Genomic DNA, 13,389 nt, shown 5'->3' with positions numbered 1-13,389 from the left:
TTTTTATTTGGGGCAGACCTCGCAAAAAAGAGAAGAGCATCTCACAGATGCCCTTCCCTTTGCATGCTTTACAGCAGCTTTTTGCCTAACAGCGATTCGATCAATTCGACGGCCGCCTCACCGGTTTTATTTTTATGGTCCAATATTGGATTCACTTCGACAAACTCGGCCGATGTAATGATGTCGGCGTCATAGAGCATTTCCATCGCTAAATGGCTTTCCCTGTAGCTGATGCCTCCGACGACAGGCGTGCCGACTCCGGGAGCATCGCTTGGGTCAAGACCGTCGAGGTCAAGGCTTAAATGAATTCCGTCACAGTTTGCCGACAGATACTCGATCGTGTCCTCTATCACCTTCGTCATGCCTAAGCGGTCAATTTCATGCATCGTATAGACTTTCATCCCTGTTTCGCGGATATATTTCCGCTCCCCTTCATCAAGAGAACGCGCACCGATGATCACGACGTGCTCCGGTTTGATTTTTGGCGCATATCCGTGAAGCCTGACAAGCTTTTCATCGCCGACTCCGAGGCTCACTGCCAGCGGCATGCCGTGGATATTGCCTGACGGCGACGTTTCCAGCGTATTTAAATCTCCGTGGGCGTCATACCAGATCACACCGAGCTGTTGATAATGTTTGGCCACACCCGCCAACGTCCCGATGGCAATGCTGTGGTCCCCGCCTAAAACGAGGGGAAAGCGGCGATGTTCGATGACATTGTCAACAATGTCGGCTAATTTTTGATTCCCTTCCAAAACAGAGACTAAATTTTTCAATCCTTCATCACCTTTAGGCTGGTCGCGGTTAATCGGCACATCGCCGAGGTCTTTGACATCATATCCCAGTTCAGACAAGCGCTCCACGATATGGGCGTAGCGGATGGCGCTCGGCCCCATATCAACTCCGCGCCTTGCCTGTCCCAAATCCATCGGCATTCCAATCAGTGAAACATGTTTATTCATCAACAGCCACCTCATCATTCGTTTTAGTTTGATAGATCATTTCTTCCTGATGTTCAGCAGCCTGGCGTTTTTTCACAAAAAGGTGATATACACAGTAGCAGGCCGACATGAACAAAATCCCGCAATACAAAGCCATCCGCTGCTCTGAATCAAAGGCAAGGCTCACAAGGACGACGCTGTTTAAAATAAAACCCGCCAGCGGTAAAAAAGGATATAAAGGGGTTTTAAATTTCAAATCCTCAACTTTTCCGCCTTCTTTTACATATTGTCTGCGGAACAACAGCTGTGATACCGTAATCGTGATCCAGCCGATTTGCGCGCTCAATCCGGCAAGCGACAGAAGCCAGATGTACAGCGTTTCTGCGGCGACTACGCTTGATATGAGAGACAAGCCCGCAAAGCCGAGGGTGATCCAAAGCGCATTCATCGGGATGCCTCTTTTGTTGACCTTTCTTAGAGCTGAAGCGGCCATCCCTTCATTCGCCAAGGAATATAGCATCCTCGTCGATGCGTACAAACCCGAGTTCGCCACCGACAATAAAGCGATTAAAATGACAAAGTTCATCAAATCTGCGGCGTATGGAATGCCAATCTGTTCGAATACGACAACGAAGGGACTTTCAACAACCCCTGCTTTTTCCCAGGGGATCAATCCCGCCAGCACAAATACAGACAGGCCGAAAAACACCAATGTCCGCCATACCGTTTGTTTGATGGAGCGCGGCACCGTTTTTTCCGGATTCTCGCTTTCTCCCGCCGCTATCCCGATCAGCTCTGTTCCCTGAAAGGCAAAGTTGACGGTGATCATCGTAATAAAGATGGCTCCGAAGCCGTTTGGAAAAATACCGTCCCCAATCAGATTGGAGAAGAACGGTGCAGCCTGTCCGCCTTCCATGTCGATCAGGCCAAACATCGCACCGCCTCCGAGAATAATGAAAAGAAGGATGACAATGATCTTAATCCCGGACAGCCAAAATTCCGATTCCCCGAAGGCCTTTGCAGAGAGGGCATTGAGCGAAAAAAGCAGCACTCCGAAAATCAAACACCATATCCAGACGCCGACATCCGGAAACCACCTTTTCATCAGCTGCCCAGCCGATAGAAACTCCAATGCGACCGTAACCGACCAGCCAAGCCAGTAGATCCATCCGACGGCAAAGCCTGTGGCAGGACCGATAAATTTTGTCGCGTATGTCTGAAAAGAGCCTGAAACAGGCATTGCCACCGCAAGCTCGCCAAGGCACAGCATTGTAAAATACATGATCATTCCGCCCGCTAAATAGGAAAGAATCGCCCCGATCGGCCCCGCTTCATTAATTGTATAGCCTGTTCCCAAGAAAAAGCCCGTCCCAATGACGCCTCCAAGCGAGATCATAAATAAATGCCGTGATGTCATTGTTCTTTTCAATGTATATTGTTCTCTGTTTTCGTGATTCATACCGCTACACCCCTTCCGCTAGATTTCTCCCTGTTTTCCAGATCCCCTTCATTCGAAATACCTATTTTTTAAATCTTCTGAATAATTTCCTTATATTTCAATTTACGACAAACTTCGCATACACGCGAAAAAAACAGGCTGAACAACCCCTTTATTGTTCAGCCGTTCTCAGGTTACTTCGACAAAACTCGGGTAATCTTTTCAATGGCCCAATCGAGATCCTCTTTTGAAATGACCAGAGGAGGAGCGAAGCGAATCACCGTCTCATGCGTTTCTTTGCAGAGCAGCCCTTCTTCTTTTAAACGTTCGCAATACGGACGCGCCGCCTCAGTTAGTTCAACCCCGATGAACAGGCCTCTTCCGCGGACTTCTTTCATTTTAGGGTTGTCGATTTCTGAAAGCTTTTCTTTAAAGTATTCCCCAAGCTCTAAAGAATGTTCTGCAAGATGTTCATCTTCCAACACTTCCAGTGCGGCGATAGATACGGCGCAGGCAAGCGGGTTTCCGCCGAAGGTCGATCCGTGTGAACCCGGATTAAATACACCCAGCACATCCGGGTTTGCCGCGATGCATGATATCGGGAACACACCGCCTCCAAGCGCTTTTCCTAAAATGTACATGTCGGGAACAACTTCCTCCCAATCGCAAGCAAACATCTTGCCTGTGCGCGCAAGTCCTGACTGTATTTCGTCGGCGATAAACAGGACGTTGTTTTCTCTGCAGATTTCAGCCGCCTGCTTTAAAAAGCCTTCCGGCGGAATGACGATGCCCGCTTCGCCTTGAATCGGCTCGAACAAGAAAGCAGCTGTGTTCGGCGTGATCGCTTTTTTCAGCGCTTCCAAATCCCCATAAGAAATCAGCTTGATGCCGGGAAGCATCGGTCCGAAGCCGCGCTTATACTCTTCTTCTGAAGAAAGGGATACGGCCAGCATCGTCCGGCCGTGAAAATTACCTTTACATGCGATGATTTCCGCCTGGTTGTCTGAGACGCCTTTTACATCATAGGCCCAGCGCCGCGCCGCTTTAATCGCTGATTCAACCGCTTCAGCGCCGGTATTCATCGGAAGCACCATATTTTTTCCCGTTAACGATGCAACCTTTTCATAAAAAGGACCCAGCTGGTCATTGTGAAAAGCCCTTGAAGTCAAGGTGATTTTATCGGCCTGGTCTTTCAGCGCCTGAATGATTTTCGGGTGCCTGTGCCCTTGATTCACTGCGGAATAAGCGCTCAGCATATCCATATATCGATTGCCCTCAGGATCTCTTACCCATGCGCCTTCCGCTTCAGAAATCACGATCGGCAGAGGGTGATAGTTATTCGCCCCATAATGTGCGGTTTGATTCATAATTTTCTCGGATTTTGATAAAACCGTCATTCGGATTCCTCCTTCTTGTTTTTGGACATACATGCCAGATGTCGTATTTTGTTTCGCTATTTGTTATATGCAAGTATCGTGCCAACACAGAAAACCGCAAATATTCAAAATTTTATTCCTGAAGGACGCAAAAATTTTTGCACTTTTTCTTCAAACATGCAAAAAATGAATGCATATTTTTTTGCACCCGTCATGGATCTTCGATTAAAATGTAAACAGATAGACAAAGGGGGATGTCACGTGCTTACAAACAATCAATTATTGCAGCTTATTTTTCAAAGGATCATTGATGAAATTGATGTCGGCCTGCATGTCGTCGACGAAAACGGCACATCTGCCGTATATAACAAAAAAATGAGTCAGATTGAGGGGATGGATGTCCAGGATGTGCTCGGCAAAAATCTGCTGGATGTTTTTACGTTTGCCAACCAGCATGACAGCACACTCGTCCAGGCGCTCCAGTACGGAAAAACAAACAAAAACGTCAAGCAGACTTACTTTAATAACAAAGGCCAGGAAATTACGACCGTCAATCATACATTTCCCATTATGGAACATGGGAATATAAAAGGAGCAGTCGAGATTGCCAAAGATGTCACAAAACTTGAACGGCTGATCAGAGAAAATATGAATAAAACCGAAAACACAAAATATACGTTTGACAGCCTGATCGGCGCCAGCCCGGCAATCAAAGAAGTCTCTGAACATGCAAAACGGGCGACCCGAACCTCTTCTTCCATTCTGATTGTAGGAGACACCGGAACCGGAAAAGAGCTGTTTGCCCAAAGCATACATAACGGAAGCCAACGCTCAACGGGCCCATTCATTTCACAAAACTGCGCAGCCCTCCCTGAAAGTCTGATCGAAGGTCTTTTATTCGGTACGGTAAAAGGTGCGTTCACGGGAGCCGTAGACCGTCCCGGCCTGTTTGAACAAGCTGACGGCGGTACACTGCTCCTTGATGAAATCAATTCGTTGGACTTCAGTTTACAGGCAAAACTGCTGCGCGCTATTCAAGAAAAAACGATCAGGCGGATCGGCGCTTCAAAGGACACTCCCATCGATGTCAGAATCATCGCAACGATGAACGAAGACCCTGTCGATGCCGTCAGCGCCCAGCGCCTTCGGAAAGATCTGTACTACAGGCTGAGCGTTGTCACCTTGTTCATTCCTCCATTAAAAGAACGAAAAGAAGATATCATGCCGCTTGCAAAGCATTTTATCGACAAATACAACGCTATGTTCCAAATGGAGGTCAACGGTTTTGAAGATGAAGTCCGCCGATTCCTTCTTTCATATGATTGGCCGGGAAACGTCAGGGAGCTTGAGCATTTGATCGAAGGCGCAATGAATTTGATGTCATATGAAGAAAAAATGGATCTGATGCATCTTCCTTTGCAATACAGAGCGAAAACCGCGGCAAAAGAGCAGCTGCCGGCGCCGCCTGGTTATGATCTGTTTGCCCCGCTCCCTTCCGCCTCAGCCACGCCCTTAAAGGAGCAAATCGAGAATGCTGAAAAATATTATATTCAAAAAACCCTCAAAAAATGCAATGACAATGTCTCACAGGCGGCGAGGCTCTTGGGGATCAGCAGGCAGAGCCTTCAATACCGAATCAAAAAATGGAATATCCGTCTTGATCATGAACATGAATGACCTTCTTCATCACTAAAAACGAATTTCTTGACTCATACTAAAAAAGGTTTATGCTTTACTTTTGGAAGGCCCTTAAGTAAAATCATATCAACTAAATCCAATCAGAAAAGTGGGGAATAAAAATGAAAAGAGCAATATTCGCTGTACTCATGACACTATTGATTGCCGTGACAGCCGCTTGCGGAGCATCGGGCGACAATTCCCAGGATCAAAACACGGGCGGCGAAAAGGATCTTTGGTCTTCAATTAAAGATAAAGGGGTACTGACCGTCGGAACAGAAGGGACATACGAGCCTTTTACCTTTCATGATAAAAAAACGGACAAATTAACAGGATATGACGTCGAAGTCATGAAGGAAGTCGGGAAGCGACTCAACCTAAAAGTTGACTTTAAAGAAACGCAATGGGACAGCATGTTTGCCGGTCTCAACTCAAAGCGTTTTGACGTTGTGGCCAATCAGGTCGGAAAGAAAGACCGTGAAGACAAGTACGATTTTTCCGATTCATATACAACTTCCCAAGCAGTCGTTGTCATAAAAGCGGACAATAACGACATTCAATCTGAAGAGGATGTCAAAGGAAAAACGGCTGCACAGTCATTGACAAGCAACTATAACGATCTGGCGAAAAACGCCGGGGCCAAAATCGAAGGTGTTGAAGGGATGGCTCAGTCATTCCAGCTTATTCAGCAGGGCCGTGTTGATCTTACCTATAATGATAAGCTCGCCGTATTGAACTACTTGAAATCATCAGACAGCAAAAACCTGAAAATCGGTTTTGAAACAGGCGAACCTCAAACGACACATTTCACTTTCCGCAAAGGAAGCGGTGAACTGGTTGAGCAAGTCAACTCCGCGCTGAAAGACATGAAAGAGGATGGCACACTGGCTAACATAGCGAAGAAATGGTTTGGTGAAGATGTTTCTAAATAATATACAGGCGGCGGCCATCGGTGCAGCCATCCCGTGGGATCTTGTGCGGGAGTCGTTTTGGCCGATTTTTCTAAGGGGAATCTATTATTCGATTCCCCTTGCCATTCTCTCTTTTATTTTCGGAATGATCATTGCACTGATTACGGCGCTTGCAAGAATGTCCAAATCGCGTATTTTAAAAGCGATTTTCGGCATTTATGTCTCGGCGATCCGCGGAACGCCTCTGCTCGTTCAGCTGTTTATCATTTTTTACTTGTTTCCGGCGTTCCAAGTCACGCTTGATCCATTTCCAAGCGCTGTCATCGCTTTTTCATTAAATGTCGGCGCCTATGCATCAGAAATTATCCGCGCTTCCATCCTTTCGGTTCCAAAAGGACAATGGGAAGCGGCTTATTCGATCGGAATGACCCAAAAAACGGCGCTTTCCAGAGTCATTCTGCCGCAGGCTGTGCGCGTTTCGATTCCGCCATTATCCAATACATTTATCAGCTTAGTTAAGGACACATCTCTCGCGTCACAGATTTTAGTTGCTGAATTATTCCGTAAAGCCCAGGAAATCGGCGCCAGCAACCTTGACCAAATTTTAATCATATATATGGAAGCCGCATTCATCTATTGGATCATCTGTTTTGTTCTTGCGATCGTTCAGCAGCAGATTGAACGGCGATTAGACCGGTATGTGGCCAAATAAGGAGGGATAAGACTATGCTTTCGATAAAAGGGCTGAACAAATCCTTTGGCGAAAACGAAATCTTAAAAAAAATAGATTTAAACATCGAAAAAGGAAAAGTGATCGCCATTTTGGGGCCTTCCGGTTCTGGAAAAACAACGCTGCTTCGCTGTCTGAATGCACTTGAAATACCAAACCGCGGCATTCTTTCTTTTGACGATTTTACGATCGATTTTTCAAAGAAACATAAACCTGCTGATCTGCTTCGCCTGCGGAGAAAATCGGGAATGGTGTTCCAGGCCTATCACCTGTTTCCGCACCGCACTGTGCTTCAAAATGTGATGGAAGGTCCTGTGAAGGTGCAAAAGCGCAATAAAGAGGAAGTCAAAAAAGAAGCCGTCCAGCTGCTGAAAAAAGTCGGACTTGAGGAGAAAATGGATCTTTATCCGTTTCAGCTGTCAGGCGGACAGCAGCAGCGCGTCGGCATTGCCCGGGCGCTGGCGATCAAGCCTGAGCTGATGCTTTTTGACGAGCCAACATCAGCTCTTGATCCCGAACTGGTCGGTGAAGTGCTGAAGGTCATGAAAGACCTTGCAAATGAGGGATGGACGATGGTCGTCGTCACACATGAGGTCAAATTTGCGCAGGATGTCGCTGATGAAGTCGTTTTGATCGACGGCGGCGTCATCGTCGAACAGGGTCCGCCCGATCAAATCTTTTCCGCGCCAAAAGAGGAGCGCACTAAACAGTTTTTAAACCGGATCCTCAATCCGGTTTAAAACAAGGCAGCCTGATCATTTCTGATCAGGCTGCTTGCTTTTTATTCGGCCAATTTAAACTTGGATGCCGCTTGATTTAAATCTTCGGACAGAGAGGACAGCTGCTCAATCGCCGACGCGATTTCCTGCATGCCGGCGCTTTGCTGTTCGGCCGCGGCCGCCACTTCTTCTGAGCCTGCCGCCTGCTCCTCGGTTACGGCGGAAATCTGCTCCATAGCAGAAGAAATGCTTTGATAAGATTTTTCAACTTTTAATAAGGATTGCAGCAATTGATCTGTTCTTTCGGCAAATTGAGAAATCCCTTTAAAAATGCCTGAAAAATTCTCATATGTGCCGTTGATTAAAACCTGCCCTTTGTCAACCGCATCATTGCCCTCCTGAATCCGTTCCATCACTAGACGGCTGCTTTCCTGTGTCCCTGTTACAAGCTGGGAGACGGATAAAGCGGCGTCTGCCGAGCGTTCGGACAGCTTTCTGACTTCTCCCGCCACAACTGCAAAGCCTTGTCCTTCTTCACCGACCCTTGCAGCTTCAATCGAAGCGTTCAGCGCCAGTAAATTCGTCTGTTCGGCTATTGAAGAAATCATTCCGATCACTTTTTCGATTTCTTCTGTGTGATTCTGCATGTCTGCTGCCGCTTGTTTTGATTCTTCCATCACGTTCTTGATCATATGGGTCTGACGCAATGTTTCTTCGACAAGCTCCTGCCCGGTCTTGGAATCTTTGCTGACGCCTTCGGCGACATCCTTCATCTCGTTCACTTTGTCTGTCACGTTGGAAATCTGCTGATCAATTTCAGCGGCCGATGTATGACAATCTGTAACAGATGAGACGACCTCATTGATCCCCTCGCTCATGCTGTTCATGGATTCAGCTACTTGAACCGCACTCTCACTAGATTCAGCCGAGACATTTTTGAGCTGGAGACTCGTTTTAGACACCTCTTGGGATGAATCCGAAATTTGTCCGATCAGCTGTTTTAAATTTTCACTCATCCGCTTAAAGGATTCGGCTAATTTGCCGGCCTCATCACGGCTTTTGACAGAGATTTCGGCTGATAGATCACCGTCCGCAATTTTTTCCGAGGCCTTCATCAACTGCCGGATCGGCTTTGCAATGTAAGTGCCGAGGAAATAGGCCATGATCAATCCAATCAGTATGACAAATACCGCGATTCCGAGCGTGTACCATTTTGCTTTATCGGCTGTGGCCGGAATGACAGAAGCATCCAAATCGATGCCCAAAATCCCCGTCTGTTCACCGGAACTGTCTGTCAGCGGCAGAAAAATCGACTGATGAATCCCGTATTTATCCTCGTACACATCGCTTAACATCACTTTATTTGCAGTTAAAGCTTCTTTCATTTCGGGTGAAAAGCCATATGCGGTGCCGAAATCATCCTCTGTATCGGATAAAACGAGTATTCGTTCCTTGCCTCCCTGATTGGAGAGAACATAAATATTTTCAAGGTTGTTTTTCTTTTTTAATTCATTAACGGTTTTTTTCGTTTCCTGATAAAGCGGGCTGTCAGCTGAGTCCATATCAAGCGTGTTCCCGTCAATTCGGCTGATTTGATTTTCCGCGAGATGAATATCGGTATAAAGCCGGTTTTGAAACTGCTGTTTCAGCTGTTCTGACAAGTCTTTGCTTATGATATTAAAAACGATCGAAAAGCTTGCAATCGTAATAAGGAGAACCAAAGCGACACCGATCATGATTTTGGCTGATATGTGTTCCGTTAGCTTTTTCTTCAATGTTTTCATCGTCTATATCCCCTTTTAATTTGTCATGAGAGAACCGTGCGCCCGGCAGACTTCCTCAATATTCTCTTTTAAATAATCAATAATTCCCGGAATATGCTCAGGCATTGTATAAGGAGAAATGACGAAAAATTTGCTGACGCAGAGCGGAACCTCAATCCCTTCACGTGTTCCCGCAAGCAAATGCTTTTTCGTATCGCCAAAAAACATTTGATCCCTCTTCGCTCCGAGCTTTTCAAATAATTTTTCATTCAGTGCATTGTTTCTTTCCAGCTCTTGAACCGTGCACGCTCCCGAGATTTCATCTGAAAACCTCGGCGCCCCTTCAGGATAAATCCGAAACAGCGTCGACATGCCGGTGTTGTCCGGATTCATAATATCCGCCTGTGGAATGCGACGTGCGAGCTGTTCACGAAAATGCAGATTCACTTCAAGAAACTGGCCGAGCAGTTTTTGGTAGCCTTCACGTCCAAATGCCATGAGCGCGCTGTACATACTGATCGAGCTGGCCATCCGGGAACATTCCAGCGTGTAGCCCGTATGATAGTCGCCATAACCGCGGTGGCCGACATAAGGCGTTTCATCAGGATCCAGGTCAATCCGTTTCAGATCATGGGCATCCTGAACGAGAAACAGGCTTGTTACATACGGCGTCTGACCGAGCTTCTGAAAATCAAAACAAAGTGAATCGGCTAAATGCAGGTGCTTCATCTTCTCTTGAATCGGCTTGATCATGCTGATGACGGCAGGGCTGAAAGATAAAGCGTTCTCATGAAGATCATACTCATTAAAAAACGCAAAAAATCCGCCGAGCGCAGAATCTGCGTGAATATGGGGAGCCTGCAATCCAAAATCATGAGCCGTTTCCTCGGCGGCGGACCGGACAGCACTGACATCATCGATTCCGATCGCATCTGTCGTCCCTGTCGTGGCAACGATATAAACAGGAATGCCTCCGCTTTCACACACCTGTCTCAGCTTTCTTCGCAAATCCTCCGTGTCCATGGAATGATCGGAATGAGTTTTGACCTTGATCAGGCGGTCACTCCCGAGCCCAACGGCTTCCATTGACTTATACAAGCTGTAATGAGCCGCTTCAGAACAGAATGCATAGAAGTTTCCGGGCACCCCTTGTTGAAGGGACGAAGGCGCCATTTTGGCAATCGCGATCCGCAGACCGCTGTAGACTGCGCCCTGTCCTCCCCAAGTCGTGTAGCCCCCGCTTTTTTCGGCATCATAACCCGCAAGCTTTGACATCATTGCAGTGACCTTCACTTCCGCCTCTGCTCCGGCAGGACCGTACACATCCCACAGGTTGTTGCCATTGACCATAAAGGCCGTAAGCATTCCTAGGATGCCAGGTATGCTGGCCATAGGGAGAATATTTGTGAAAAAGTATTTTGAGTGGTATGGATGTCCATGCAAAAGTTTCAACAGCTCTTCATTGACATCTTTCATCGGCTTACCTGAATTGGGAATCCGGCTTTCGGAAACCAATTTTTCATAAAACAAGCCTTCCCTGTTCTTTTCACCGCCAAGATTGACTTGATCGGGGTTTTTCAGATCATCCACTCCTTGAATCAGCTGCCCGATCAGATCCATAAATTCATTTCTTTTCGCTTCATTTCCGTCCTCGCTCGGAAACCATTTCTGTACATCTGATATATTGCTTTGCTGCATGTGTCTCTCTCCTGCCTCGTCTGTTTATATTTCAGAAAAACATTTCATTTGCCATATCGGTATTTATTCCTATATTTTTAGACCTTCCGATAAAAAGTTCATGAAATTGTTGATCTTTTACTTTGGATTGAGCTTGCTTCAGCATTAGAACTCTATAATGGTTCTGATTTGGAAGTGATCAATAATGCGTAAAGAAACTTCTCAATCAAACTTAAAAACAGACCGACTAAAGCTCCATCTGCTTACTTGTACAACACACTCGTTTAATATAAGAAAAGATCTCCTTCAAAATTATTTAGGGATTAAAGAAAGAGCCAAGAGGTTTTAAAACTGCCTTTATTAATAAAAAAAGGTCTAAAAGAATATCATAGATTCAAAGAACAAGAAAAAGACAAGGCTCCCTCTTCTGGGAGCCCTTTGTGCTTATGAGATCCCTTTACTCGGTGTCATACACATTCATTAAGAAACCAGAGGACTTAAGGTTCTGACAGATCGTGCGGTATATACAATCGATGTTTCAAAACAACTAACAAAAATTGTAATCCTATGAAAACATACAGTCTTGTTAGCGTCTTTTGAGTTCATTCAAAGGCGCTTATTTAATTGACCATTTATACACCAGACAATCCAATTTTTTCATCTGGAAACTATTGAATCATGTCTGAAATAGATATATAGTTTTAGACATAACAGACTGTCGCTGATCTCAAACGATATCTGTTTTTAAGAGGGCGTACAGACATCGCAAAGCTCGATTCTAACTTCTGATCTATCTGAGTTTTAATTATGAGGCGAGGAGAATGCAAATGGAAAAATTGATGTTTCATCCGCATGCTAAAGAATTTAATGAAAATCCCTTTTCAGTTTTGGGACGTTTTAGAGAGCACGCCCCCATTCATCGATTTGAATTAAATCGGTTTGGAAGTACATATCCGGCATGGTTAATCACCCGTTACGATGATTGTATGGCGTTCCTAAAAGATAATCGAATTACCAGAGACGTAAAAAACGTGATGAGTAAAGAACAAATTAAAATGTTAAATGTCAGCGAGGATGTCGATTTCGTATCTGATCATATGCTGGCGAAAGACACACCTGATCACACCCGCCTAAGATCATTGGTTCATCAAGCGTTTACCCCCCGCACGATTGAAAATCTGCGCAGCAGCATCGAACAAATTACTGAACGGCTTTTAGATGAAATGGAAAAAGAGAATGAAACGGATATCATGAAATCATTTGCGTCCCCGCTGCCGTTCATTGTGATCTCAGAAATGATGGGAATACCTAAAGAAGATCGTTCACAGTTTCAAGTATGGACCAATGCCATGGTTGATACTTCAGAGAGTAACAGAGAGCTGACCAATCAATCCCTCAGAGAGTTTAAAAGCTATATCGGGAAGCTGATAGATGAAAGAAGGATATACCCAAAAGACGACTTGATTAGTAAACTTGTGCACGCTGAAGAGGATGGCCAGAAGTTAAACGAAAAAGAGCTTTATTCAATGCTGTTCTTGTTGGTTGTGGCGGGTCTTGAAACGACGGTTAACTTACTCGGATCAGGCACCCTCGCTTTGCTTCAGCACAGGGAAGAATTAGAAAAACTTCAGCAGCATCCCGAAATGATAGACACAGCTGTTGAAGAGCTGCTGCGATACACCTCCCCTGTCGTCATGATGGCGAATCGATGGGCCATCGAGGACTTCACATACCAAGGCCATTCTATCAAAAAAGGAGATATGATTTTTATAGGCATCGGTTCTGCCAACCGTGACCCTGAACGTTTTGAAAATCCAGAAACATTCGATATTACCAGAACACCTAACCGGCATATCTCATTTGGCTTTGGCATCCACTTCTGTTTAGGGGCGCCGCTGGCCAGACTGGAAGGGCAAATTGCGTTTAACGCACTTCTGAAACGATTTCCGAATATCGAACTTGCCATAGCGTCTGAAGAGATGAAATGGAGAAAAAATGCCTTTTTAAGAGGATTAGAAAGCCTTCCTGTCTCACTTGCAAAGAACAACTCGCTTTCACACCTCAGCTGATCATAAGAGATAAAAGCCCCCTGCCAGCACAGGGGGGCTTCAGATCGTTGACAAAATCCTAAAACGGTTTAAAGTTTTAGGATTTTGT

At 45.7% G+C, this 13,389-nt stretch carries 10 protein-coding genes and 1 pseudogene; 6 read left to right on the top strand and 5 right to left on the bottom strand.

The features are described 5' to 3' along the window. Positions 1–68: 68 nt before the first annotated feature. From rocF to BTA30_RS01305, 3 genes are all read right to left on the bottom strand, one after another. Complete coding sequence (rocF, locus tag BTA30_RS01315; protein ID WP_076758276.1) at positions 69–962, bottom strand: arginase; 894 nt, start codon at positions 960–962, stop codon at positions 69–71. Next, positions 955–2,400, bottom strand: a complete 1,446-nt coding sequence (locus tag BTA30_RS01310) for an amino acid permease (RefSeq protein WP_076758273.1) — start codon at positions 2,398–2,400, stop codon at positions 955–957. Before BTA30_RS01310 ends, rocF begins: the two co-directional genes overlap by 8 nt. 173 nt (positions 2,401–2,573) lie before the next feature. Next, the gene (locus tag BTA30_RS01305) at positions 2,574–3,776 is read right to left on the bottom strand and encodes an ornithine--oxo-acid transaminase (RefSeq protein ID WP_076758271.1); all 1,203 of its coding nucleotides are present in this window, start codon (positions 3,774–3,776) and stop codon (positions 2,574–2,576) included. A gap of 240 nt (positions 3,777–4,016) precedes the next feature. On the opposite strand from BTA30_RS01305, the gene BTA30_RS01300 reads away from it, so the two are divergent. The 4 genes from BTA30_RS01300 to BTA30_RS01285 all read left to right on the top strand — a co-directional run bounded on the left by BTA30_RS01300 (position 4,017) and on the right by BTA30_RS01285 (position 7,813). Next, positions 4,017–5,432, top strand: a complete 1,416-nt coding sequence (locus BTA30_RS01300) for a sigma-54 interaction domain-containing protein (protein WP_076758368.1) — start codon at positions 4,017–4,019, stop codon at positions 5,430–5,432. Between the two features lie 122 nt (positions 5,433–5,554). Next, positions 5,555–6,364: a cystine ABC transporter substrate-binding lipoprotein TcyA gene (gene tcyA / locus BTA30_RS01295; RefSeq protein WP_076758269.1), complete on the top strand. Its 810-nt coding sequence runs from the start codon at positions 5,555–5,557 to the stop codon at positions 6,362–6,364. Continuing rightward, entirely contained in the window at positions 6,351–7,055 is a 705-nt protein-coding gene (locus tag BTA30_RS01290; protein WP_076758366.1) for an amino acid ABC transporter permease, read from the top strand. Before tcyA ends, BTA30_RS01290 begins: the two co-directional genes overlap by 14 nt. A gap of 14 nt (positions 7,056–7,069) precedes the next feature. Next, positions 7,070–7,813, top strand: coding sequence for an amino acid ABC transporter ATP-binding protein (locus BTA30_RS01285; RefSeq protein WP_076758267.1), 744 nt, complete (start codon positions 7,070–7,072; stop codon positions 7,811–7,813). Between the two features lie 41 nt (positions 7,814–7,854). Here BTA30_RS01285 and BTA30_RS01280 read toward each other — a convergent pair whose 3' ends face one another. Further along, positions 7,855–9,576 carry a methyl-accepting chemotaxis protein gene (locus BTA30_RS01280; protein ID WP_076758265.1) on the bottom strand — a complete coding sequence of 574 codons (1,722 nt, stop codon included), beginning with the start codon at positions 9,574–9,576 and terminating at the stop codon, positions 7,855–7,857. A gap of 15 nt (positions 9,577–9,591) precedes the next feature. Beyond that, a complete protein-coding gene (locus BTA30_RS01275) occupies positions 9,592–11,253 on the bottom strand; it encodes a pyridoxal phosphate-dependent decarboxylase family protein (protein WP_076758263.1) in 1,662 nt (553 codons plus the stop codon). A gap of 421 nt (positions 11,254–11,674) precedes the next feature. Between BTA30_RS01275 and BTA30_RS23590 the strand changes: the two are divergent. After that, a pseudogene (locus tag BTA30_RS23590) lies at positions 11,675–11,803 on the top strand (hypothetical protein); the annotation flags it as partial. A 256-nt stretch (positions 11,804–12,059) separates the two neighbouring features. After that, on the top strand, positions 12,060–13,301 hold the full coding sequence (locus tag BTA30_RS01270; protein ID WP_076758261.1) for a cytochrome P450 family protein: 1,242 nt from the start codon (positions 12,060–12,062) through the stop codon (positions 13,299–13,301). Positions 13,302–13,389 lie beyond the last annotated feature (88 nt).

This window comes from Bacillus swezeyi (genome assembly GCF_001969815.1).
Classification (GTDB): domain Bacteria; phylum Bacillota; class Bacilli; order Bacillales; family Bacillaceae; genus Bacillus; species Bacillus swezeyi.
The sequence above is the reverse complement of the archived record's forward strand: the minus strand, read 5'-3'. Positions and strand labels throughout refer to the sequence as shown.

Coding starts and splice junctions, on each gene's coding strand:
- rocF (WP_076758276.1), bottom strand. CDS start 962: ATGAATAAACATGTTTCACTGATTGGAATGCCGATGGATTTGGGACAG.
- BTA30_RS01290 (WP_076758366.1), top strand. CDS start 6,351: ATGTTTCTAAATAATATACAGGCGGCGGCCATCGGTGCAGCCATCCCG.
- BTA30_RS01285 (WP_076758267.1), top strand. CDS start 7,070: ATGCTTTCGATAAAAGGGCTGAACAAATCCTTTGGCGAAAACGAAATC.
- tcyA (WP_076758269.1), top strand. CDS start 5,555: ATGAAAAGAGCAATATTCGCTGTACTCATGACACTATTGATTGCCGTG.
- BTA30_RS01310 (WP_076758273.1), bottom strand. CDS start 2,400: ATGAATCACGAAAACAGAGAACAATATACATTGAAAAGAACAATGACA.
- BTA30_RS01280 (WP_076758265.1), bottom strand. CDS start 9,576: ATGAAAACATTGAAGAAAAAGCTAACGGAACACATATCAGCCAAAATC.
- BTA30_RS01305 (WP_076758271.1), bottom strand. CDS start 3,776: ATGACGGTTTTATCAAAATCCGAGAAAATTATGAATCAAACCGCACAT.
- BTA30_RS01275 (WP_076758263.1), bottom strand. CDS start 11,253: ATGCAGCAAAGCAATATATCAGATGTACAGAAATGGTTTCCGAGCGAG.
- BTA30_RS01270 (WP_076758261.1), top strand. CDS start 12,060: ATGGAAAAATTGATGTTTCATCCGCATGCTAAAGAATTTAATGAAAAT.